Raw genomic sequence first — 21319 nt, forward strand, 5'->3', positions numbered from 1 at the left:
CAGGGCGACGAATGGCAGCCGGACTGGGTGTTCGCCGGTGCCGCCCGCGACCTGGAAGTGCTGTACACGCTGGGCAATCAGCTGGCCAACTCGCGCAGCTGGCCGAACTGGAGCAAGGACGAGTCGTTCCGCGCCGTGCGTGACGCCAGCGCCGACCAGCGCAAGTAAGGCAACGCGCCGGGCTTGCCCGGCGCCTCCTGGTAGTGCCGGCCGCTGGCCGGCAACCCTGTGATGCATGCGGAGATAATGGGCAGCCGGCCAGCGGCCGGCACTACCAGATGGGCTTCCATCCCCGCTTTCCGGCCCTTCGTCGCAGGCCGCTTGCTTGCCCGATGGGCCGCCCTATGCTCGGCTCACCCCCTTCCACCAAGGCGCCGCCGTGATCGCCAGCCTCTCCCTCATCCTCCGTCACCTGCTGGCCTGGGCCGCGGCACTGTTCGTGGCCGGCATGGTCTGGAGCGGCATTTTCAGCGGCATGAACGACGGCCCCGGCTGGGTGTTCGGGCTGCTGGTGATGTTCCTGATGATCTCGGCGCTGGGCAGTGCGGTGACCCATGTGCGCCGGGTCTGGCTGGTGGCCGGCCGCCTCGATGGCGCCACCCTGTCCGGGCGCCAGCGTCGGCAGATCGAACTGCCGATGGATGCCGGCCACGCCTTCGCGGTGGTCGAGGCGGCGGTGGGCGAGCTGCCGCGGGTGGAGGAAGTGGAAAGCTCGGCCGGCAGCCTGCAGGTGCGCGCCTATGTACGCCGCGTCGATCTGTGGAATGGCCGCCAGCCATCGCGCTGGAACCTGCCGGCGCGGCTGGCGATCAAGCGCAACAGCGTGCTGGCCACGGTCACGCCGGGGCAGGGCACCAGCACCGTCACCCTGCTGTTCGAACCGGACGCAGGCTGGTGGGCCGACCTGTTGGCGCTGGATGAGGGCAGCAACTACGAGAATGCCGAAGCGGTCACCCGCGCAATCAGTCGACGCGTTGCCGACCAGCGTCGCGACGAGCAGGCCGCCGCCGAACAGACCCAGGTCGAGAAGGAACTGTCGGTGGCGCGGCTGAACCTGCTGCATGCGCAGGTCGAACCGCATTTCCTGTACAACTCGCTGGCCAACGCACAGGTGCTGACCCGCACCGATCCTGCGCGCGCAGAACAGATGCTCGGCCATCTGATCCAGTACCTGCGCAGTTCGCTGCCGCAGGTGGACGAATCGGTGTCCACCCTGGGCGTGGAGCTGGAGCGCACCCGCGCCTACCTGGAGATCCTGCGTATCCGCATGGGCGCGCGGCTGGCGGTGGAAGTGCAGGTGCCAACCGAACTGCATGAGGTGAAGCTGCCGGCGATGGCGCTGCAGACGCTGGTGGAAAATGCCATCAAGCACGGCCTGGAACCCAAGCCCGGCGGCGGCACGATCTGGATCCTCGCGCGTGGTTTCGATGACCATGTGACGGTGACGGTGGCCGACGATGGCCTCGGCTTCGGCCAGGGCACCAGTGGCACCGGCATCGGCCTGAAGAACCTGCGCGAGCGCCTGCGCCTGACCTGCGGCGAGCAGGCCGGCGTGGCGATCGTTGCCAACTTCCCCAGCGGCGTGGCCGCGACCATGACACTGCCGCAGTCGGCCAAGGAACGCAGCCATGCCGCTTGAAGCGCTGATCGCCGAAGACGAAGAACTGCTGCGGCAGTCACTGGTGGAGCAGCTGGGCCGGCTGTGGCCGGAACTGAAACTGGTGGCCGAGTGCGAGGACGGTGCCAGTGCGCTGGAGCAGCTGGCCGAGAAGCAGCCGGATATCGCCTTCCTCGACATCCGCATGCCTGGCATCAGCGGCATCGAGGTGGCACGTTCGCTGTCCGAATTGAGCCCGCGTACCCAGGTGGTGTTCGTCACCGCCTATGACCAGTACGCCATCGATGCGTTCGAGCAAGGTGCGATGGATTATCTGCTGAAGCCGGTGAGCGACGAGCGACTGTTGGCCACGCGCGAGCGCATCCTGTCGCGGCTGCCATCGACGCGCCAGGACGACGCGGTACTTGAACGCCTGCTGCAACGGCTGGGTCCATCGCAGGGCAGCGCCGACCACCCGCCGCTGGCCTGGATCACCGCCAGCAACGGTCGTGAGACGCAGCTGATCATGCTGGAGGACGTGGCCTACTTCCGCGCCGACAACAAGTACACCACGGTGGTCACCGCCGCCGGCGAAAGCCTGCTGCGCACGCCGCTGCGCGAGCTGCTGGAAGTGCTCGACCCGCAGCACTTCCGCCAGATCCATCGTTCGACCATCGTCAACATGAAGGCGGTGGCGGCGGTGAGCCGCGACGATACCGGGCGCGGTGTACTACGCCTGCGCCAGCGTGCGGAAACACTGGTGGTCAGCCAGCCCTTCATGAGTCTGTTCCGCGGCATGTAGCCGCGCCGCATCTTCCGATACGCGGAGCTTTCCATGCGTTCCTTCCTGCTTATGGGCCTCGCTGCTTTGGCACTTGCCGGTTGCCAGAAGTCCACCGAGACCGCGATCACCCGCACCAACGCCAATGGCGTGGACACGCTGTACAGCAAGCGCACCGTGGTGGATGGGGTGGCGCGCTTCGAGTGCATCGCCAGCCGCAGCGGCCAGTGCCACTACCTGGTGCTGGACCCGGCCTGCAGTCCCGATGCCGTATGTGCGAAAGCGCCGATACGGTCGTTCGCGGTGGCGGTGGGCGAGACGCGGGAGTTCAGTGACCTGCCGAAGGGCTTCAACCAGTGCGTCAACGAGGAACGGAAAGAACAATGCCACCGTGAGTGATCACGGTGGCATTGTGGGTCCCCCCGCTTCCCCGAAGGGTCAGTAGGCTGGCTGCAGCGTCAGTTCGTGGTGGTGCTCGGTTTCACCCACGTGGTTGAGGCGTCCCACCAGTTCCGAATGCTGCTTCATGCGCCCGATCTCGGTCATGATGCGGATGTCCTCGTGGCGCAGTTCACGCCGGGCGGTGACCGCCTGCTTGTAGTCCAGCACTTCCGGATAATGCTCGGCCAGGTCCAGCGCCTCGGCCACGTGCTCGACGCTGTCGGCCTTGGAACTGATCCGCGCGCGGCTGTTGAATGCCTTCATCCAGCGCTCGAAACCGGCGGTGTGGTCGAACATGTTGGCCATGAACCAGATCACGAACAGGATCGATACCCATGAGCCGAACACGATCACCACGCGGGTGAAGGTGATATGGAAATCGTCGCGCCACAGGTAGTTGGCAATCAGGCCGAGGATCAGCAGCGACGCCGCCTGCCAGCCCACGATCGAGGCGATCAGCCATTGGCACTTGGCCTGGGCCAGCACAGCCACTTCGTCGCGGATCTGCTGCTCGCTGAGATTGCGCCAGTGCGCGACCTGTTTATCGAACGGGCTGCTGTAGAGCTCGTTGTCGCGAAGCAGAATTCCCAAACCCTTGAACAAAGCAATCATGGCTGGCTCCTTGTGGAACGTGCGTCGATCAGCGTTGGACGGTGTGGCGGGTTCAGTTCTAGCACTTCCAGCGAGCCGTGCAATGGGGCCAAGGCCAAGCGGGGTAAGGCTTCTGTCTGAATGAGTGAATGTTGCTGCGGTGCAGCATGGTGGCTATAGCCTGCGACAAGATGTCGCAGGGTGAAACGTGCTGCGGCTGCACATGAAACCGTGGCTGAGTGCGGAGACTCGCCGTTGGCGTCGTGATCGCCCAGAATCGGGGCCGACCGCGCAGCGCGTGGCCGTTCTTCCGCCTTTCCTGGACCTGTGATGCCGGCTCTGCTGCAGCGACTCTCCCGCCCCGTGACCGCGCCGATCCGGCGCTGGGTCCTGGAGGCCTTCCCGCGTGGCCAGAGCGGCATCAACTACGACCACCCGCTGGGTGACCCGGGCTGGTTCGGCCCCGACAGCGTCACCTGGCGGTTGCACGCCGAATTCCCGTCGATGCTGGCCGGCGGCCTGTGCGCACTGATGCTGCAGACCCTGCACCCGCGCGCGTTGGCCGGGGTCTACGACCACTCCAATTTCCGCCAGGACCTGGTGGGCCGCCTGCGCCGCACCACGGCCTTTGTGGCCGGCACCAGCTATGCGCCTGCCGGCGAGGTCGAGATGCTGGTGGCCAAGGTGCGCCGCATCCATGCGCAGATCCGTGGCCAGACCGCGCAGGGTGAGGGGTATGCCGCCGATGATCCGCAGTTGCTGACCTGGGTGCATGTGACCGAAGCATTCGGTTTCCTGCAGGGTTTTCGCCGCTACGGGCGCGAGGTGCCCGAGCCCATTGCCGACCGCTATTACGACGAGTACCGCCGCGTGGCCGAAGCGCTGGGTGCGGTGGATGTGCCGCGCAGCGAAGCGGAAGTGGCGGCGTACTTCTGTGCGCGGCAGCCGGAGCTGCGCGTGGACGAGCGCTCGCGCGAGGTGCTGGAGGTGTTGTCCGGTGTGCGTCTTCCGGTGCCGGTGGCAGGCCTGTCGCGCGAAGTGTTCCTGGGGGCCGGTGCCGCGCTGCTGCCGGACTGGGCCGAAGGCATGCTCGAACGCAATGGCCGCCAGCGGGCGCAGGCGGCCGCGTCGGCGAAACTGATGCGGGGCATGGCGCCGCTGTTCCGCCGCGCGCTGCCCGATGGCCTCGCCAGTCGCGCCTGCACGCGCGTGGGCGTGCCGGTGGATGTACTGCGCGAGTGGCCCACCCTTCCCGGGTAGGTGCCAACCTTGGTTGGCACGCGTTTCGCGATAAAGCTTCATCCACGCATGGCGTAGATCTACTGACACCATGGTTTTGGTAGGTGCCAACCTTGGTTGGCACGCGTTTCGTGCGGTACCGCAGAAGCGCCAACCAAGGTTGGCATCTACCAGGGCGGATTCCGTAGTAGATCCACGCCATGCGTGGATGGGCTTCACCCGGCCGACTTCAACCCGCGCAACAGCATCTCCAGCGCCGCCGTCGCCTGCCGCAGGCGCGCGTCGCCATCCTCGCCCTCGGCGATCCAGAACGCGGCCTCGGCCAGGCTGCCGTAGATCAGCGACGCCAGCGCCTGCGCATCCACCGGCGCCACCACGCCCTGCGCCACCAGATGTTCGATCAGGTGCTGCATCGAGTACACGCAGTGGCGCTGCGATTCCGGTGAGGCGCCACCCAGTACCGCGCGCGCATCACGCAGCACGATGCGCTGGATCTCCGGTTCCAGCGCCATCTGCAGGTAAGCGCGGCAGCGCTGCACGAAGCCGTCCCACGCGTCATCTGCAGCATCGCTGATCGCCTGCAGGCGTACATCGGTCTCGGCATCGAGCTGGGCAACCACCGCTGCCAGCAGCCCTTTCTTGTCGCCGAAGTGGTGGTACAGCGCGCCGCGGGTCAGCCCGGCCTGCGCGGTCAGGTCGTCCATCGAGGTGGCGGCATAGCCATGCTCGCTGAACACCCGGCGGGCGGTGGCCAGCAGGCTGGCGCGGGTTTCTTCCATCTCGGCGCGGGTGCGGCGGACCATTCGGAGCTCCTTACATACGTGGCGCATGATTATTTACATACAGGGCGTATGAATGTAGTCTCATATTCATACGCTCTGTATGTATTGTCGTGGCGCTTCCCGCGCCAGGCAAGTCGCTGCCCTGGAGATTGCGATGGCCACCCCTTACCGCGACCTGTTCGCCGCCCCCGGCACCGCCGGCCTTGCCCTGGCCGGGCTGCTGGCCCGCCTGCCGCTGCCAATGACCGGCATCGGCATCATCACCCTGCTGTCGCAGCTGCGCGGCAGCTACACACTGGCCGGCACGGTGTCGGCCACCTTCGTGCTGACCTACGCGCTGCTGTCGCCACAGGTATCGCGCTGGGTCGACCGCCATGGGCAGGGCAGGGTGCTGCCGTGGGCCACGGCGGCCAGTGCGGCCGGTCTGCTGTTGCTGCTCGCGTGCACGCTGCTGGCCGCACCGGACTGGACCCTGTTCGCCACGGCGATGCTGGCCGGCTGCATGCCCAGCGTCTCGGCGATGGTGCGCGCGCGCTGGACCGCGATCCATCGCGGTCGCCCGCAACTGCAGACCGCCTACTCGCTGGAGACGGTGTTCGACGAGGTCACCTTCATTGCCGGGCCGCCGTTGGCGGTGGGATTGTCAGTAGCGGTATGGCCACAGGCTGGCGTGCTGGCTGCAGCCCTTCTGCTGGTGATCGGAGTGACCGCACTGGTCCTGCAGCGTGGCACCAAGCCGCCGTTGCAACCGGTTGACAGCGCCACACCACGCCGCTCCCTGTTGCGGCAACCGGAGATCCGCCTGCTGGCGTTGCTGATGCTGGCGATGGGAGTGATCGTCGGCACGGTCGACATCACCAGCGTGGCCTTCGCCGAACAGCGTGGCCAGCCCCTCGCAGCCAGCGTGGTGCTGTCGGCCTATGCGCTGGGCAGCTGTGCGGCAGGCCTGCTGTTCGGTGCGCTGAAGCTGCAGGTGCCGTTGCAGCGCCTGTTGCTGCTGGGCGCAGCGGCCACTGCGCTGACCACGCTGCCGCTGCTGGGGGTTGGCAGTGTGCCGGCACTGGCTGCAGCCGTGCTGCTGGCCGGGCTGTTCTTCGCGCCGACGATGATCGTGGCGATGTCGCTGGTCGAACAGCACGTCCCCGAATCGCGCCTGACCGAGGGCATGACCTGGCTGCTGGCCGGATTGAACATCGGCGTGGCGCTGGGCGCGGCGCTGTCCGGGCAGAGTGTCGATGCGGGGGGTGTACGCAGCGGCTTTGTCGTTGCGCTGGTGGCAGGCGGTGGCGTGCTGCTGTTTGCCGTGCTCGCGCAACGTGCACTGCGCCCGTCTGCGTCGACCACATCCCCTGAAGGAATCGTCCCGTGAGCGCTTCATCGCCTGCGCATGCCGCGCCTGTGCATCGCCATCCGTGGTGGGCGGTTTCCGCCGTCGGCCTCGCCACGTTCTCGGTGGTCACTACCGAAATGCTGCCGGTGGGCCTGCTGACGCCGATCGCCGACAGCCTCGGTGCTTCCGAAGGCACCGCCGGCCTGATGATCTCGCTGCCGGCCCTGCTGGCGGCGTTGTTCGCGCCGATGGTGGTGGTCCTCGCCGGTGGTGTCGATCGCCGCCGCATCCTGTGCGGGCTGCTGGGCCTGCTGCTGGTAGCCAACATCGCCTCGGCTCTGGCACCCGGTATCGCTTGGCTGCTGGCCGCGCGCGTGCTGGTGGGGCTCTGCATGGGCGGCATCTGGGCTATTGCCGGGGGCCTTGCGGCGCGCCTGGTGCCAGCACAGCGGATCGGCCTGGCCACCTCGATCATCTTCGGTGGCGTGGCCGCCGCCTCGGTCCTTGGCGTGCCACTGGGCGCGCTGATCGGTGATGCATTGGGTTGGCGCTGCGCATTCGCGGCAATGACGCTGTTCAGTGCGGCGGTCCTGCTGCTGCATGTGGTGGTGGTTCCCGCGTTGCCGGTGGCAACGTCGGTGCGGCCAGCGCAGTTCGTGCAGCTGCTCGGCCATCGCGGCCTGCAGCGCGGCCTGTGGTTGACTGTGCTGCTGGTGTCCGGGCACTTCATCGCCTTCACCTACGTGCGGCCGCTGCTGACGACGGTGTCGGGCGTGGATGCGAAGTGGATCGGCGCCCTGCTGTTTGCCTATGGCCTGGCCGGCATCGCCGGCAACTTCATCGCCGGTCCGATGGCCGCACGGCATCCGCGTGGAATGCTGCTGGCGATTGCCTTGGGCCTGCTGCTGACGCCGCTGTTGCTGCTGTGGGTGGGCAGTACGCCGGCCGGCGGCATTGCGGTTCTGCTGTTGTGGGGCCTGGCCTACGGCGGTGTGTCGGTGGGCCTGATGGGCTGGATGATGAAGGCGGTGCCGCAGGCCGTCGAGATTGCCACTGCGCTGTATGTGGGCGTGTTCAACATCGGCATCGCAGCGGGCGCGTGGGGCGGGGGCCGTCTGCTGGATGGCATCGGGTTGCACGCCAACCTGTGGGCTGCGGCGGTGTTGGCTGCGAGCGCTCTGCTGATGGTTGCCACCAGCCGCAGGTAGATCCACGCGATGCGTGGATTCCCACCCCGTGCCGACCAAGGTCTGCACCCACCAGAGCGAGGCATGTGCCAACCAAGGTCGACACCCACCAGAGCGAGGCATGCGCCAACCAAGGTTGGCAGCTACCGGGAAATGGAACGGGCGCCTTGCGGCGCCCGTTCCAGTTACATCACCACACCTTGACCCGCTTGTCCGGGGCCAGGTACAGCTTCTGGCCTTCCTTCACTTCGAACGCGGGGTACCAGGCGTCGATGTTGCGCACGGTGAGCGCGCGGAACTGGCCCGGTGCATGCACATCGGTCAGCAGCGAGTTGCGCAGCGCCTGCTCGCGGCTCTTGCTGCGCCAGGCCTGGGCAAAGCCGAGGAAGAAGCGCTGGTCCGGCGTGAAGCCTTCCAGGGTCTGGCCCGGCTTGCCCTGCAGCGACAGCTGGTAGGCATCGTAGGCAGTGCCCAGGCCGGCCACGTCGGCAATGTTCTCGCCCAGGCTCAGCTTGCCGTTGACGTGCACGCCGGGGAACGGCTCATAGCTGCTGAACTGCGCGGCCAGCGCATCACCGGCGGCGTTGAACTGCTTCAGGTCCTCGGCGGTCCACCAGTTGTGCAGCTTGCCGGTCTCGTCGAACAGCGCACCGGCGTTGTCGAAGCCATGGCTGATCTCGTGGCCGATCACCGCACCGATCGCACCGTAGTTCACCGCATCGTCGGCAGCGCCGTCGAAGAACGGCGGCTGCAGGATCGCGGCGGGGAACACCAGGCGGTTCTCCAGCGGCACGTTCATCGCATTGATGGTCTGCGGCAGCATCGCCCACTCGCTGTGGTCGACCGGCTTGCCCAGCTTGGCGATGTTGCGCTGGTACTCGAACAGTTCGGCACGCTGCGCGTTGCCCAGCGCATCATCGCGGCGGATCTCCAGGCCGCTGTAATCACGCCACTTTTCCGGGTAACCCATGCCCACGGTCAGGCCGGCGACCTTGGCCTTGGCGCTGGCCTTGGTCTGCGGTGACATCCAGGCCAGTGCATCGATGCGCTTGGCGAAGGCGGCGATGATGTTCTTCGCCATCTCGTCGGCACGTTCCTTGGTCTTCGCGTCGAAGTGCTTCTCGACGTAGCGCTTGCCGATGGCCTCGCCTACTGCGTGGTTGGCGTCATCCACCGCGCGCTTCCAGCGGTCGCTCTGCTGCGGGGTGCCGCTCAGCGCGGTGCCGTGGAAGGCGAAACGGGCGTCGGCGAACTTCTTCGGCAGGTACGCCGCAGCACGGTCCAACGCGTGGAAGGCCAGGTAGTCCTTCCAGGCGTCCAGCGGCTCGGTGGCGACCAGCTTGGACAGGCCAGCCACGGCCTTGGGCTGCCACACGATGAAGTCCTGCTGCTTGCCCAGCGCCGCTGCATCGAGGAAGGCGTTCCAGTCCATGCCCGGTGCCTTGGCATTGAAGTCGGCCTGGGTCCAGGGGTTGGCACCCTTGGTCACGTCGTTGGTTTCTTCCTGGGTGGCGTGTGCCTGCGCGATCTTTGTCTCCAGTGCGAGGATGCGCTGCGCCTTGCCGGCCGGGTCGGCAACGCCGGCCAGCTGGAGCATCTGCGCGATGTAGGCCTGGTACTGCTTGCGCAGTTCGGCCATGCGGCCACCACCCAGGTAGAAATCGCGGTCGGGCATGCCAAGCCCGCCCTGCACCAGGTACGGCGCGGTGCGGTCCGGCTGCAGCATGTCCACCGACACCCACAGGCCAAACAGGCGGTCGGTGTAGAAGTTGGTCGCATTGAGCAGGTCGACATCGGCGCGCATGTCGCCGCCGAGCGTGCGCGCCAGGCCGGCCTTGTCTGCGATGGCTTCGATCGCCTTCAGCTGCGGCTGCACCGGCGCGAGGCCGTGCTGCTCGATGCCGGCTTCATCCATGAAGGCGGCGTAGTAGTCGCCGATCAGCTTGTCGTCACCGTTGGCCTGGGCGTTGCCGGCAGCACCTTCGAGGATGGCGCGGGTATCGGCTAGGGTCTTTTCGGCGATGACGTTGAAGCTGCCGAAGCGCGAGCGGTCGGCGGGGATCTCGGTGTTCTTGACCCAGGTGCCGTTGGCGAAGCCGAAGAAGTCGTCGCCGGCGGCGATGCTGCGGTCCATGCCGCTGGCATCGAAGCCGAAGCTGCCCAGCATCGGCTTGGCCGCTGCGGGTGCGGCATCGGCCGGCGCGGCGGTACCGGCGGCCGGTTCGGCCGGGCGGTCGCAGGCGGCCAGGGACAGGCTGGCAACGATGGCCAGTGCCAGGGTGGGACGGCGCAGCTTGGACATGGACTTCTCTTGCAGCGGAAAACCCCAAGTCTAATCCGCCCCGGCCCAGCTGGCCGTTCCGTTGCACCGCAGCGCCTGTGCAGGATCTGGCTGAACGCGCGGATACGATCTTCACGGCGCCAGCTGCGTGGTGCATGCTGGCCGCTGGAACCCTGCGCGGACACGGGGAGGTGGCCATGCGGGGCGGTGCCAGGCGTCAAGAATGGCGTCCGCCGGCCGTTGAGGTCGGGGACGTGGAGGATTCGTTCGCGCATGAAGCCAGCCGACTGCACAAGGAAGACCGACCGATGCCCGCGCTGAAACGGGCGTTGGCCCGGCCGCTGCGCGCCATCACCTGGGGCGGCGTGCTGCTGGGCGTGTTGCTGGTGGCTGGTTTGACCACCATGCTGGCCAATGATCACCACCGCCGGCTGGAGGCTGCGCAGCGCCAGAGCCGCGCGCTGGCGGTGGGCAGCGAGCGCCTGCTGGCGCTGGAACTGCGCAACCTGGAACGGGCGATGTCCGGCATCGCCGCCGACGCCGCCGAACTGTTCCGCCGCGTGCCGGTACAGGCGCCGGCACTGCTGGATGCCGCCATCGGCGGTGTGCTGAGCCGCCATGCCGAGCTGCACAGCATTGTGGTGCTGGACCGCCACGGCCGCGCGATCACCGCCGGCAAGGGTGATCTGAACCTGCCGCTGTGGACCGACCCGCAGCGGCGCGGGCAGGGCAGTGCGCTGTACATCGGTCCGCCGCAGCAGGCCGGCGACGATGGCTGGGTGGTGCCGCTGGCGTTGGCGATGGCCGACGATCGCTGGCTGCTGGCGCGGCTGCGCTGCGGCGAACTGCAGCGCATCATCGGCGGGCTGGATGTGGGCCCGAACGGACTGGTCTCGATCAGCGATGCCGAGGGCTACATGCTGGCGCGGGTGCCGGATCCGCATGGCACGGTCGGCCGTCGCTTCGACCTGCCACGGCGTGACCTGCTCGGCAAGCAGGCGGTGGTCGAGCTGGGCAGCGTGCCGGGCGTGGTCGATGGCGTGCCACGGATCATCACCATCAGCACGCTCGAGCGCAGCCCGCTGGCGGTGCAGGTCGGGTTGGCCGATGAGGACGTGCTGGCACCATGGTGGCCGTACCTGCAGGCGTCAGTGGCGATCGTGCTGGCCTACGTGGGAGTGCTGCTGGTACTGCTGTACGCCGTGCGCCGCAGCACCCTCCGCCAGCAGTCGATGGCGGAGGAACTGAAGACCGGCCACGCCGAACTGCGGCTGGCGCACCAGGTGGGCCGTGTCTGCACCTGGTATGTGGACGAGGACGCGGCACTGCTGCGCTGGTCGCCGCTGGCCCGTGAGATCTTCGGGGTGCAGACCGATGCGCTGCCGGTGGCCGATTTCTTCGCGCGCGTGCACCGTGATGACGCCGCGCGCCTGCAGCACGCCTTCGACCAGGCGTTTGCCGGTAGTGCGGTGCTCGACCAGGTGTTCCGGCTGGTGCTGCCCGGTGGCGAGGTGCGTTGGGTCGGTGCGCGTGGCCAGCGGGTGGAGGTGGCTGACAGTGAGCGGCGCATGATCGGTGCACTGACCGACCTGAGCGAGCGCTACCAGGCGCGGGAGCAGATGGGCGAAGCGGAGCGTCGCTTCCGCCTGCTGTTCGACCGCAACCCGGCGCCGTTCTGGGTATTCGATCCGGACACGCTGCGCTTCATCGAGGTCAACGATGCCGCTGTGCGCCAGTATGGCTACAGCCGCGAGGAATTCCTGGCGATGAGCATCCTCGACATCCGCCCGCGCGAAGGCTGGGACGAGGTGAAGGGCGCGATCGCCAAGGCCCGGGTCGGCGAGCTGCAGGACGCCACCGTGCGACTGCACCGGCGCAAGGACGGCAGCGTGTTTGAAGTACGTGCACATCTGTCCCGGCTCGACTTCGACGGCCAGCCGGCATGCCTGGTGCTGGCCGAGGATGTCAGCGAACGGCTGGCCTATGAGCGCGACCTGGCCTACCAGGCGCGGCACAACCCGGCCACCGGCCTGCTCAACGTGCGCGCGCTGACCGAACAGCTGGACGAGCACGATGCGGGCTACACCATTGCGTTCGTACAGCTGCGCGGCCTGCAGCTGGTGGCCGATACGCTGGGACGCGAGATCGGCGATGCGGTGCTGCAGTCGATGGCCACCCGGCTCGGCGGGCTGGGTGCACGCTGCGGCACGCTGGCCTTCCAGCCGGCAGAAGATTTCGTGTTCGCCATCAGCACTGGGCAGGATGTCCAGCGCGTGCTGGACGACCTGCTGCAGATCGTATCGGCGCCGATGCGCGGCAAGGATTCGCTGCACCAGTTCGAGCCGCGTATCGGCGTGGCTACGCACGTGGCCGGTGACGGGCACAGCGCTGAGCAGGTGATCGGCATGGCGGCACAGGCCGCGCATGCAGCGCGCGCCGAGGGCAATGTGGTGGTCTGGTTCGACGCGGCGGTGACCACGCGGCTGGCCGACCGCCTGCGCCTGGCCGGGCGCATCCACGCCGCCATCGACAACGAATTCCAGCTGTACTTCCAGCCGATCCGGCACGCCGGCGATGGCAGCCCGGCAGCGCTGGAGGCGCTGCTGCGCTGGCCGCAGGCTGATGGCAGTTTCATTCCGCCCAACGAGTTCATCCCGTTGTGCGAAGACACCGGACTGATCCTGGCACTGGGGCGCTGGGTGATCCGCGCGGCGGCGAAGGCACAGCGGCGGCTTGTCGATGCCGGTTGGGGCGAGCTGCCGATCGCGGTCAATGTGTCGGCGGTGCAGTTCTTCAACAGTGACCTGGTAACCGAGTTCACGCGCGCGCAGCAGGACTTCGGCCTGGCTCGCGGCGCGCTGCACGTGGAGCTGACCGAGAGCAGCCTGATGCGCAAGCCGGCGCAGGCGATGCAGACCATGCAGCGCCTGCACGAGCAGGGCATCAGCGTGTCGCTGGATGATTTCGGCACCGGCTACTCGAGCATGTCCTACCTGCAGCACCTGCCGCTGGACATCCTGAAGATCGACCGCAGCTTCGTTGCCGACGTGGAAACCAACCCACGCAACGCCTCGATCTGCCGCGCGCTGCTGTCGCTGGGCCACAGCATGGGGCTGACCATCATCGCCGAGGGCGTGGAAACGCCCGGGCAGCTGGACTGGCTGGCCGCGCACGGCTGTGACCAGGTACAGGGCTATCTGCTGGGCCGGCCGGCGCCGCTGGAGCAGATCATTGATGCGCTGGACGTGGTTCCCGCCTGATCGGGTTTCGCATCTGCCGGCCAGCGGCCGGCACTACCCGAGCGAAACATGACGGTAGTGCCGGCCGCTGGCCGGCAGACGCCAGACTCGGCTACACCCCCGCATCCACCAGATGGTCGATGAAGCTGCGCACCTTTGGCGCCAGGTGGCTGCGGCTGGTGTAGACCGCGAAGATGCCGATCGGCGAGGCCTCCCATTCGGGCAGGATGCGCACCAGGCGACCATCAGCCAACGCGTCTTCCAGCAGGAAATCCGGTTGCAGGATCACGCCCATGCCGGCGATTGCTGCTTCGCGCAGCACGTCCCCGTTGTTGGCGTGCAGCAGGCTGCTTACTGCCACCTTCACTTCGCCACCGGGCCCCTGCAGCGGCCAATGGTCGCCGGCGGACCAGTAGCTGTAGCTCAGGCATGCATGTGCCTGCAGCTCCTGCGGGGTCTTCGGCGCACCGTGCACGGCCAGGTACGAAGGTGCGGCGCACAGGCTCACCCGCGATTCGCCCAGGCGGCGGGCGATCAGCGTGGGGCCGGGCTCGCGGGTGATGCGGATGGCCACGTCGTAGCCTTCTTCGACCATGTCCACCAGGCGGTCGGACAGGGCCAGGTCCAGTTCCACCTGTGGAAAGCGCTCGCGGTAGCTGGCCAGTAGTGGCCCGAGGCGAGCGATGCCCCAGCTGACCGGCGCGTTGATCCGCAGCGTGCCCGAGGGCTCCAGCGCCTGTGCACCGATGCTGGCCTCCAGCGCGTCGAACTCGGCCAGCAGGCGCACGCACTGGGCGTAGTAGGCGGCACCGGCACTGGTCGGGCTGACCCGGCGCGTGGTGCGGTGGAGCAGGCGCGTGGCCAGGCGCTTCTCCAGCGCGGCGACGTGGCGGGTGACGCCGGCGGTGGACAGGTCCAGGGCCTGCGCGGCAGCACTGAAGCCGTTGCGCTCGACCACCGCCACGAACACGCGCATCGCCTCGAGGGTGTCCATTGTTGCGCCTTTTGAAATAAATACGGTCGAAAGATCGTATTTATAGATCCGTGAAGGCGCAATAACCTGTGGTCACTCCCTCAAGGTGTTTCCCCCATGCACACCACGACTGCTCCTGTTTCGCCGCTGGCCCCGTATGGCGCCACCCTGCTGCGCCTGGCCCTGGGCGTGCTGTTCCTGGTCCATGCGCTGACCAAGCTGCTGGTGTTCACCCCGGCCGGTACCGCCGCGTTCTTCGAATCGCTGGGCCTGCCTGGCGTGCTCGGTTACCTCACCATCGGCGTTGAGCTGGTGATCACCGCCGCATTGCTGCTGGGCATCTACGCACGCTGGGTGGGCCTGATCGGCGTGCCGCTGCTGCTGGGCACCATCGTCACCGTGCATGGCGCCAATGGCTTCAGTTTCGCCAACGCTGGCGGCGGCTGGGAATACCCGGCGTTCTGGGCGCTGGCGCTGGTGGTGCTGTTCCTGGTCGGCGACGGCAAGTGGACCCTGCGTTCGCGCTGATCGCCGCTTGATCCTGCAACTGGAGAATTCCATGTCCCGCCTGCCTTCGCTGTACATCTCACATGGTTCGCCGATGACTGCCCTGCATCCGGGCCAGGTCGGCGTGCGCCTGGCCGAGCTGGCGCGTGACCTTCCGGCGCCACGTGCCATCGTGATGGCCTCGGCGCACTGGCTGGGCCGGCAGCCGCTGGTCGGCGCGCACCCGCAGCCGCCGACCATCCACGACTTCGGTGGCTTCCCGCGCGCGCTGTTCGAACTGCAGTACCCGGCGCCGGGTGATCCAGCGCTGGCCGAAGAGGTGGCCGGCCGTATCGCCGCCGCTGGCCTGCCGGTGGCGCTCGACCCGCAACGTGGCCTCGACCACGGTGCGTGGGTGCCGCTGCGGTTGTTGCGCCCGCAGGCCGACATCCCGGTGGTGCCGGTGTCGATCCAGCCGCTGCTTGGCCCCGAGCACCAGTTCGCGCTGGGCCGCGCGCTGGCACCGCTGCGCGAGCAGGGCGTGCTGCTGGTCGGCTCGGGCAGCATCACCCACAACCTGCACGACTGGGGCGATTACCAGGACGGCAAGGAAGCGCCGTACGTGCGGCCTTTCATCGAATGGGTGGAGCAGCGCCTGGCTGCTGATGATCGCCAGGCCCTGTTGGACTATCGCCGGCAGGCGCCGTTCGCCGAGCGCGCGCATCCCACCGATGAGCACCTGCTGCCGCTGTTCTTCGCAATGGGCGCGGCCGGCGAGAGTGGCTTCGGTGCCCGTCGCATCGATGCCGGCATCGACGCCGGATTCCTTGCCATGGACCTGTACCGCTTCGACGGGGCATGAGCCGGGGCTGACGCGCGGCGGCCGTGGTCGCCGCGGCCGTGGCCGCGTGTGGTAATTTTTTCCGGGTTTCCGGCGCTGGCCCCCCGTGCCTCCCCGCGCGCCGCTTCCTGGAAGAAGCATGCATACCATCGAAGTCGTCCTGGCGATGCTGGTGGCCGTTGTCGCCAGCGGCTACCTGGTTCGCGTCCTGCCGTTCTCATTGCCGCTGCCGCTGGTGCAGATCGGCCTGGGTGCGGTGATCGCCGGGGTGTTCAACCGCGGGCACGCGCTGGAGCCGGAAGTGTTCTTCCTGCTGTTCCTGCCGCCGCTGCTGTTCCTCGACGGCTGGCGCATCCCCAAGCAGGGCCTGTTCCGCGATAAAGGCGCGATCCTCGAGCTGGCGTTCGGCCTGGTGGTGTTCACCGTCATCGGTGCCGGCCTGTTGATCCACTGGATGATTCCGGTGATGCCGCTGGCGGTGTGCTTCGCGCTCGCGGCGATCGTGTCGCCGACCGACCCGGTGGCGGTCGGGGCGATCGCCTCCAAGGCGCCGATTCCCAAGCGCCTGATGCACATCCTGGAAGGCGAGTCGCTGCTCAACGATGCGTCCGGCCTGGTCTGCTTCCGCTTCGCGGTGGCGGCGGTGATGACCGGTACCTTCTCGCTGGCCACGGCCTCGCTGACCTTCCTGTGGGTGGCGGTGGCTGGCCTGGCGGTGGGCGTGGCGGTCACCCTCGGTGTTTCCACCTTCCAGCGCTGGCTGTGGCGCCGCTTCGGCGAGGAGCCGGGTGCGGCGATGCTGGTCAACCTGCTGATTCCGTTCGCGGCCTACCTGCTGGCCGAAGAGATCAATGCCTCGGGCATCCTGGCTGCGGTCGCGGCCGGCATCTCGATGAGCTACGTGGAAATGACCGGCCGCGTCTCCGGCAGCATGCGCGTGCAGCGTGCCGGGGTCTGGAACATGCTGCAGTTCAGCTTCAACGGCATCATGTTCGTGCTGCTGGGCGAGCAGCTGCCGGGCATTGTCGAACGTGCCACCACCACCATGAACGAGAGCGGCCACCAGAGCGCGTGGTGGTTGCTGGTCTACGTGCTGGTGATCAACGCCACGTTGATCACGCTGCGCCTGCTGTGGGTATGGCTGTCGCTGCGCTGGAACCTGCTGCGCGCGCGGCGTCGCGGGCTGGAGCGTGGCGAGGCACCGAACTGGCGCATCGTGGTGGCCACCTCGGTGGCCGGTGTGCGCGGTGCGATCACCCTGGCCGGCGTGCTGACGCTGCCGTTGTTCCTGCCTGATGGCAGTCCGTTCCCGGCGCGCGACCTGGTGATCTTCCTGGCCGCGGCGGTGATCCTGTTCTCGCTGGTCGGCGCCAGCGTGGCGCTGCCGCAGTTGCTGAAGGGCCTGCAGCTGCCGGCCGATTCGGGCGAACGCAAGGAAGAAGACCTGGCACGCAGGCTGTCATCGAAGGCCGCGCTGGCGGGGGTGGAGCGCATGCGCCAGCAGATGGTGATGAACCAGAACACCGAGAACGTGCAGTTGTACAACGACGCCGCCTCGCGGGTGAGCCTGCTGTACCAGCGACACCTGGAGAAGGACAGCGACGGGCCCGACGTGGACCCGGAGAAGGTGCAGCGCATGGAACTGGGCTATCGCCAGCTGCGCAGCGCCGGCCTCAATGCCGAGCGCGAGGAACTGTTCCGGCTGACCCGGCGCGGGGTGATCTCCGATGAGATCTCGCGACGCCTGATCCGCAACCTGGACCTGCTGGAATCGCGCAAGCGCGAATGACGTTGCGGTCGGGCGCCGTCGATCGGGGTCAGATCCCTTTCCGCAGGAAAGGGATCTGACCCCAGGATCCGAGAGCCGTGCTTATTCCGGCTTCGTTTCCAGGAAATACGCCTCGACCTTGCCCTTGACCTTGATCGTCATCGGGTTGCCACGGCGGTCGCGGGCCTTGCCGGCCTGCACGCGGATCCAGCCTTCGCTGACCGAATATTCTTCGACGTTGTCGCGCTCGACGTCGTTGAAACGCACGCCGACGCCGCGCTCCAGCGCCTGCGCATCATGGAAGGGGCTGGCCGGGTTGATCGCCAGGTGGTCGGGAGGGGTATCGCTCATCGCTTCATTCAGGGTGACGGCCACCAAGGCCGGCTTCAGCGCTACAGGATAAACCGTAGAATGCCCGCCTGCCCCAAGGAGTGCCCGCCATGCCCGACAACAGCGATTATTTCGACTTCGAAGAAGACGTCCAGGATTTCGACGAGGCCGATTTCGAGGCGCGTGTCTGGAACCTGCTGGTGCTGATCAATCCGGGTGATGACGAACAGGCCCTGCAGCAGTTCAACCGCTGGCGCGAGCAGCTGGCCGAGCAGGGGCAGCCGCTGGAGGCTGACAGCGACTGGCTGCCGGCCCTGTTCACGGCCATCGCCTGGCAATCGGGCTTCGACGTGGAGCGCGACGACCTGGATTCGCTGCAGTCGGCGGTCAATGAGCTGTCGGCGCGCTTCAACGTACAGCTGGACTGGGGTGGTGACCTCGATGACGAGGACTTCGCCGAGGACCTGGACGGTGTGCAGCTGATGTCCACCGCTTTTGATCGCCTGCGCGAACACAACTACACGCTGTGGAGCGTGGATGCCGGCAGCGATGGCTTCACTGGCGTGATGGCACTGACCCGCGACGACGACGCGATGCTGGCGCTGTGTTCGCTGCTGAACGTGGAAATCCGCTTGGGCAGCGACCCGTTCTGAGATTGATCGGTAGCGCCGAGCCATGCCCGGCGGCTTTTCACCGCGCTGCGCGCTCGCAGGGCATGGCCCGGCGCTAACCATCTACGGCCGGTACTGCGCCCTGGCGTTGGCGATCACCGCTTTCACCAGCGCGCGGTCGGTATGCCGTGAAATCGCGCGGGCACCCAGCGCGATTGCCTGCGCACGCAGGTCCGCAGTGACATCGTAATGCGCGCCGCTGGCCTTGTTCTGGAAGGCCCGCGGTGGAATGCCGAGCTGCGCGGCCATGGCGTGCAGCTCGGGCAGGGTGTCGGCCATCAGGTGCGCCCAGCGCTGTCCGCGCCAGGGATGCACCGCGTCATCGACGTAGACCGACACCGCCGTGGCCGGATCAGGCCTGCGGCTTACCGTCGGCGTCGGCGGCCGGGGTGGCCTCGGCGTCGGCAGCGCCTTCGGCGCCGGTGGTCTCTGCAGCAGCCTCATCGGCAGCTGCTTCGCCTTCAGCGGCTGCGTCTTCGGCCTGCTCGCTGGCGAACTCGGCCACCAGCTTGTCCAGGTACTCCTCGGCGGTCTGGCCGGCTTCAGCGGCCAGGGTGTCCAGCAGCTTCTGCATCAGCTCGGAGTATTCCAGGGTGACCGTGCGGCCTTCGGCTTCCTGCATGTTCGACAGGTGCTTGAGCATGGCCAGCATCGGCACCGGGTTGTCGGCGTTGCCCATGGTCTGGCCACCGATGGCCAGCAGCCACTCACGGCCCTGAAGGCCGATGGCGGCCACGGCCTGGCCGTCTTCGCTGAGCAGCACGGCATGGTTCTGCACCTGCTCGCGCGCGTTCAGACGGAGGAACGGACGCTTGGCCTGCTGCTTCTTGCGCTTGTCGCGCTTGGCCTTGGAGTTCTGGGACATGGGGTGGAATCACCTGAAAAGGAAAGACCGCCATTGTAGCGGCCGGGCGCAGGTGGGGTCAGATCCCTTTCCCTTGGAAAGGGATCTGACCCCGATTCAGCGCACCGGCCCCTGCGCCGCCTGCACATCCGGGTCGGCGGTGGTGGCCGACAGCCCCACCTGCGGGCCGGCACCGGCCAGTGCGGCCTGCTCGGCGGCCTGGGTCATCACCACGATGCTGATGCGGCGGTTGATCGGGTTCTGCGGATCGGCCTTGTCAAACAGCACCGACGAAGACAGGCCGACCACGCGGGTGATCTTGCTGTCTTCCAGGCCGCCATCGATCAGCGCACGCCGTGCGGCGTTGGCACGGTCGGCGCTCAGTTCCCAGTTGCCGTAGCCGCGCGCGGCCGAATAGGCAGTGATGTCGGTGTGGCCGGTCAGGCTGATCCGGTTCGGCACGTGGTTCAGGTACTCGGCCAGCTCGTGCAGGATCTGCTGTGTGTACGGCTTCAGGGTGGCGCTGCCGAGGTCGAACATCGGCCGGTTCTGCTTGTCCACGATCTGGATGCGCAGGCCTTCCGGGGTCAGGTCCAGCAGCAGCTGGTCCTTGAACGGTTCCAGCGCCTGGCTGCGGCTGATCGCTTCCTGCAGTTCCTTCATCAGCGCTTCCAGCTGCTGCTTGTCGCGCTGCTGCTCGTCCACCGGCTGCGGTATCGACTTCTGCTGGTTCTGGAAGGGATCGTTGCTGTTGCCGCGCGAAACATCGGTGGCGCCGCCGAGCTTGATCATCGAGGTGCTGGCACCGCCCGGCCCGGCCATGCCCGGCGCCGGCGTTGCGCTGGAGCCGACCAGCGGGCTGGGGTTGCGGAAGTACTCGGAAATGGCTGCGCGTTCGGGCTTGCTGGTGCTGGCCATCAGCCACAGCACCAGGAAGAAGGCCATCATCGCGGTCACGAAGTCGGCGTAGGCCACCTTCCACGAACCGCCATGGTGGGCGGCGTGGCCGGCCTTCCTGACCCGGCGGACGATGACAGTGGGCTTGGTTTCGGCCATGGCTTACTTGACCGTCTTCAGGTGCTGCTCGAAATCGGAGAAGGCCGGGCGCACGTTCGACGGCAGCGTCTTGCGGGCGAATTCCAGCGCGATCTTCGGGTTGTAGCCACGCAGGCAGGCCAGCAGGGCGGTCTTCACCGACTCGTAGATACGGCTGTCCTGCTCGGCGCGGGCTTCCATCGCCGCTGCCATCGGGCCGACGAAGCCATAGCCCAGCAGGATGCCGAGGAAGGTGCCGACCAGCGCGCCGGCCACGTGGCCGCCGACCTCGACGATGTCGCCGCCGATCGAGCCCATGGTGATGACGATGCCCAGCACCGCCGCGACGATGCCGAAACCGGGCAGTCCGTCGGCGACCTTGGTCAGCACCTGCGACGGCGCCATCGCCTCGGCATGGTGCTTTTCCAGCTCCAGTTCCAGCAGCGGCTCCAGCTCGTGCGGCTCGATGTTGCTGCCGATCATCAGGCGCAGGCAATCGGTGATGAAGTCGATCAGGTGATGGTCGGCCTGCACCTTCGGGTAGTTGCCGAACAGCGCGCTTTCAGCCGGGCGCTCGACATGGTCTTCCAGCGCCATGAAGCCCTCGCGGCGGGCCTTGTTGAGCAGTTCGTACACCAGGCTGAGGACGTCGATGTAGTCCTGTTGCTTGTAGCGCGGGCCCTTGAACACGCCGACCATGGCCTGCAGGGTCTGCTTGACCGTCTTGGCCGGGGTGCCGACCAGGAACGCGCCCAGTGCGGCACCGCCGATGATGACCAGTTCGTAGGGCTGCCAGAGCGCACCCAAGCGTCCGTGGGCCCCGAGGTAGCCCCCGAGCACGCTGATGATGACGACCAGGAATCCAACGATGATGAGCATGGGGCGACGCAAGGAGGGGGGATA

Annotated in this window: 20 protein-coding genes and 1 pseudogene; 12 read left to right on the forward strand and 9 right to left on the reverse strand. The window is 67.4% G+C overall.

Translation table 11 applies throughout. The annotated features are described in order from the left end of the window. The 4 genes and pseudogenes from AC07M7_RS14145 to AC07M7_RS14160 form a co-directional block, all read left to right on the forward strand. A pseudogene (locus AC07M7_RS14145) lies at nucleotides 1–168 on the forward strand (peptidase M20); the annotation flags it as partial. 211 nt (nucleotides 169–379) lie between these two features. Continuing rightward, nucleotides 380–1639, forward strand: a complete 1260-nt coding sequence (locus AC07M7_RS14150) for a sensor histidine kinase (RefSeq protein ID WP_012509918.1) — start codon at nucleotides 380–382, stop codon at nucleotides 1637–1639. Further along, nucleotides 1629–2399 (forward strand): LytR/AlgR family response regulator transcription factor, encoded by a 771-nt coding sequence (locus AC07M7_RS14155; protein WP_004140108.1) that lies wholly within the window; start codon nucleotides 1629–1631, stop codon nucleotides 2397–2399. Before AC07M7_RS14150 ends, AC07M7_RS14155 begins: the two co-directional genes overlap by 11 nt. A 33-nt stretch (nucleotides 2400–2432) precedes the next feature. Continuing rightward, entirely contained in the window at nucleotides 2433–2777 is a 345-nt protein-coding gene (locus AC07M7_RS14160) for a hypothetical protein (protein WP_046983092.1), read from the forward strand. A gap of 39 nt (nucleotides 2778–2816) precedes the next feature. On the opposite strand, the gene AC07M7_RS14165 is transcribed toward AC07M7_RS14160, so the two are convergent. Then, entirely contained in the window at nucleotides 2817–3431 is a 615-nt protein-coding gene (locus tag AC07M7_RS14165) for a hypothetical protein (protein ID WP_046983091.1), read from the reverse strand. 309 nt (nucleotides 3432–3740) lie between these two features. On the opposite strand from AC07M7_RS14165, the gene AC07M7_RS14170 reads away from it, so the two are divergent. Then, nucleotides 3741–4670, forward strand: a complete 930-nt coding sequence (locus AC07M7_RS14170) for an oxygenase MpaB family protein (RefSeq protein WP_495207699.1) — start codon at nucleotides 3741–3743, stop codon at nucleotides 4668–4670. Nucleotides 4671–4864: 194 nt separating this feature from the next. Here AC07M7_RS14170 and AC07M7_RS14175 read toward each other — a convergent pair whose 3' ends face one another. Continuing rightward, complete coding sequence (locus AC07M7_RS14175; protein ID WP_253077883.1) at nucleotides 4865–5452, reverse strand: TetR/AcrR family transcriptional regulator; 588 nt, start codon at nucleotides 5450–5452, stop codon at nucleotides 4865–4867. A 133-nt stretch (nucleotides 5453–5585) separates the two neighbouring features. Here AC07M7_RS14175 and AC07M7_RS14180 point away from each other — a divergent pair, with 133 nt between their 5' ends. Then, nucleotides 5586–6800 carry an MFS transporter gene (locus AC07M7_RS14180; protein ID WP_495207700.1) on the forward strand — a complete coding sequence of 405 codons (1215 nt, stop codon included), beginning with the start codon at nucleotides 5586–5588 and terminating at the stop codon, nucleotides 6798–6800. Next, nucleotides 6797–7969, forward strand: a complete 1173-nt coding sequence (locus AC07M7_RS14185) for an MFS transporter (RefSeq protein WP_495207701.1) — start codon at nucleotides 6797–6799, stop codon at nucleotides 7967–7969. The genes AC07M7_RS14180 and AC07M7_RS14185 overlap by 4 nt, the downstream gene beginning before the upstream one ends. 169 nt (nucleotides 7970–8138) lie before the next feature. Here the strand turns inward: AC07M7_RS14185 and AC07M7_RS14190 are convergent, their stop codons facing one another. Further along, a complete protein-coding gene (locus AC07M7_RS14190; RefSeq protein ID WP_253077880.1) occupies nucleotides 8139–10250 on the reverse strand; it encodes a M13 family metallopeptidase in 2112 nt (703 codons plus the stop codon). A gap of 176 nt (nucleotides 10251–10426) precedes the next feature. Here AC07M7_RS14190 and AC07M7_RS14195 point away from each other — a divergent pair, with 176 nt between their 5' ends. Beyond that, a complete protein-coding gene (locus tag AC07M7_RS14195) occupies nucleotides 10427–13489 on the forward strand; it encodes a bifunctional diguanylate cyclase/phosphodiesterase (RefSeq protein WP_495207702.1) in 3063 nt (1020 codons plus the stop codon). A gap of 91 nt (nucleotides 13490–13580) precedes the next feature. On the opposite strand, the gene AC07M7_RS14200 is transcribed toward AC07M7_RS14195, so the two are convergent. Then, complete coding sequence (locus AC07M7_RS14200) at nucleotides 13581–14462, reverse strand: LysR family transcriptional regulator (RefSeq protein ID WP_046983085.1); 882 nt, start codon at nucleotides 14460–14462, stop codon at nucleotides 13581–13583. A 96-nt stretch (nucleotides 14463–14558) separates the two neighbouring features. Here AC07M7_RS14200 and AC07M7_RS14205 point away from each other — a divergent pair, with 96 nt between their 5' ends. From AC07M7_RS14205 to AC07M7_RS14215, 3 genes are all read left to right on the forward strand, one after another. Then, nucleotides 14559–14969, forward strand: a complete 411-nt coding sequence (locus AC07M7_RS14205) for a DoxX family protein (protein ID WP_004140328.1) — start codon at nucleotides 14559–14561, stop codon at nucleotides 14967–14969. Nucleotides 14970–15000: 31 nt separating this feature from the next. After that, nucleotides 15001–15789, forward strand: coding sequence for a dioxygenase family protein (locus AC07M7_RS14210; protein ID WP_046983084.1), 789 nt, complete (start codon nucleotides 15001–15003; stop codon nucleotides 15787–15789). Nucleotides 15790–15907: 118 nt separating this feature from the next. Next, nucleotides 15908–17557, forward strand: a complete 1650-nt coding sequence (locus tag AC07M7_RS14215; RefSeq protein WP_012509929.1) for a Na+/H+ antiporter — start codon at nucleotides 15908–15910, stop codon at nucleotides 17555–17557. Between the two features lie 81 nt (nucleotides 17558–17638). Here the strand turns inward: AC07M7_RS14215 and AC07M7_RS14220 are convergent, their stop codons facing one another. Further along, on the reverse strand, nucleotides 17639–17887 hold the full coding sequence (locus AC07M7_RS14220; RefSeq protein ID WP_012509930.1) for a DUF3297 family protein: 249 nt from the start codon (nucleotides 17885–17887) through the stop codon (nucleotides 17639–17641). 89 nt (nucleotides 17888–17976) lie between these two features. Here AC07M7_RS14220 and AC07M7_RS14225 point away from each other — a divergent pair, with 89 nt between their 5' ends. After that, the gene (locus tag AC07M7_RS14225; protein WP_046983083.1) at nucleotides 17977–18519 is read left to right on the forward strand and encodes a DUF6630 family protein; all 543 of its coding nucleotides are present in this window, start codon (nucleotides 17977–17979) and stop codon (nucleotides 18517–18519) included. 81 nt (nucleotides 18520–18600) lie between these two features. On the opposite strand, the gene AC07M7_RS14230 is transcribed toward AC07M7_RS14225, so the two are convergent. From AC07M7_RS14230 to motA, 4 genes are all read right to left on the reverse strand, one after another. Continuing rightward, the gene (locus tag AC07M7_RS14230) at nucleotides 18601–18876 is read right to left on the reverse strand and encodes a DUF4031 domain-containing protein (protein ID WP_046983082.1); all 276 of its coding nucleotides are present in this window, start codon (nucleotides 18874–18876) and stop codon (nucleotides 18601–18603) included. A gap of 13 nt (nucleotides 18877–18889) precedes the next feature. Beyond that, the gene (locus AC07M7_RS14235; RefSeq protein ID WP_136639248.1) at nucleotides 18890–19402 is read right to left on the reverse strand and encodes a hypothetical protein; all 513 of its coding nucleotides are present in this window, start codon (nucleotides 19400–19402) and stop codon (nucleotides 18890–18892) included. Between the two features lie 96 nt (nucleotides 19403–19498). Beyond that, the gene (gene motB, locus AC07M7_RS14240) at nucleotides 19499–20437 is read right to left on the reverse strand and encodes a flagellar motor protein MotB (RefSeq protein ID WP_426354473.1); all 939 of its coding nucleotides are present in this window, start codon (nucleotides 20435–20437) and stop codon (nucleotides 19499–19501) included. A gap of 3 nt (nucleotides 20438–20440) precedes the next feature. Further along, nucleotides 20441–21295 (reverse strand): flagellar motor stator protein MotA, encoded by an 855-nt coding sequence (gene motA, locus AC07M7_RS14245; protein ID WP_046983079.1) that lies wholly within the window; start codon nucleotides 21293–21295, stop codon nucleotides 20441–20443. Between the last annotated feature and the right edge of the window lie 24 nt (nucleotides 21296–21319).

This window comes from Stenotrophomonas sp. GW821-FHT09E08 (assembly GCF_059416125.1).

Excerpts from the sequence above, each read along its gene's own strand:
- AC07M7_RS14155 (WP_004140108.1), top strand. The coding sequence starts at position 1,629 with ATGCCGCTTGAAGCGCTGATCGCCGAAGACGAAGAACTGCTGCGGCAG.
- AC07M7_RS14160 (WP_046983092.1), top strand. The coding sequence starts at position 2,433 with ATGCGTTCCTTCCTGCTTATGGGCCTCGCTGCTTTGGCACTTGCCGGT.
- AC07M7_RS14165 (WP_046983091.1), bottom strand. The coding sequence starts at position 3,431 with ATGATTGCTTTGTTCAAGGGTTTGGGAATTCTGCTTCGCGACAACGAG.
- AC07M7_RS14170 (WP_495207699.1), top strand. The coding sequence starts at position 3,741 with ATGCCGGCTCTGCTGCAGCGACTCTCCCGCCCCGTGACCGCGCCGATC.
- AC07M7_RS14175 (WP_253077883.1), bottom strand. The coding sequence starts at position 5,452 with ATGGTCCGCCGCACCCGCGCCGAGATGGAAGAAACCCGCGCCAGCCTG.
- AC07M7_RS14180 (WP_495207700.1), top strand. The coding sequence starts at position 5,586 with ATGGCCACCCCTTACCGCGACCTGTTCGCCGCCCCCGGCACCGCCGGC.
- AC07M7_RS14190 (WP_253077880.1), bottom strand. The coding sequence starts at position 10,250 with ATGTCCAAGCTGCGCCGTCCCACCCTGGCACTGGCCATCGTTGCCAGC.
- AC07M7_RS14195 (WP_495207702.1), top strand. The coding sequence starts at position 10,427 with ATGCGGGGCGGTGCCAGGCGTCAAGAATGGCGTCCGCCGGCCGTTGAG.
- AC07M7_RS14200 (WP_046983085.1), bottom strand. The coding sequence starts at position 14,462 with ATGGACACCCTCGAGGCGATGCGCGTGTTCGTGGCGGTGGTCGAGCGC.
- AC07M7_RS14205 (WP_004140328.1), top strand. The coding sequence starts at position 14,559 with ATGCACACCACGACTGCTCCTGTTTCGCCGCTGGCCCCGTATGGCGCC.
- AC07M7_RS14210 (WP_046983084.1), top strand. The coding sequence starts at position 15,001 with ATGTCCCGCCTGCCTTCGCTGTACATCTCACATGGTTCGCCGATGACT.
- AC07M7_RS14215 (WP_012509929.1), top strand. The coding sequence starts at position 15,908 with ATGCATACCATCGAAGTCGTCCTGGCGATGCTGGTGGCCGTTGTCGCC.
- AC07M7_RS14220 (WP_012509930.1), bottom strand. The coding sequence starts at position 17,887 with ATGAGCGATACCCCTCCCGACCACCTGGCGATCAACCCGGCCAGCCCC.
- AC07M7_RS14225 (WP_046983083.1), top strand. The coding sequence starts at position 17,977 with ATGCCCGACAACAGCGATTATTTCGACTTCGAAGAAGACGTCCAGGAT.
- AC07M7_RS14235 (WP_136639248.1), bottom strand. The coding sequence starts at position 19,402 with ATGTCCCAGAACTCCAAGGCCAAGCGCGACAAGCGCAAGAAGCAGCAG.
- motB (WP_426354473.1), bottom strand. The coding sequence starts at position 20,437 with ATGGCCGAAACCAAGCCCACTGTCATCGTCCGCCGGGTCAGGAAGGCC.
- motA (WP_046983079.1), bottom strand. The coding sequence starts at position 21,295 with ATGCTCATCATCGTTGGATTCCTGGTCGTCATCATCAGCGTGCTCGGG.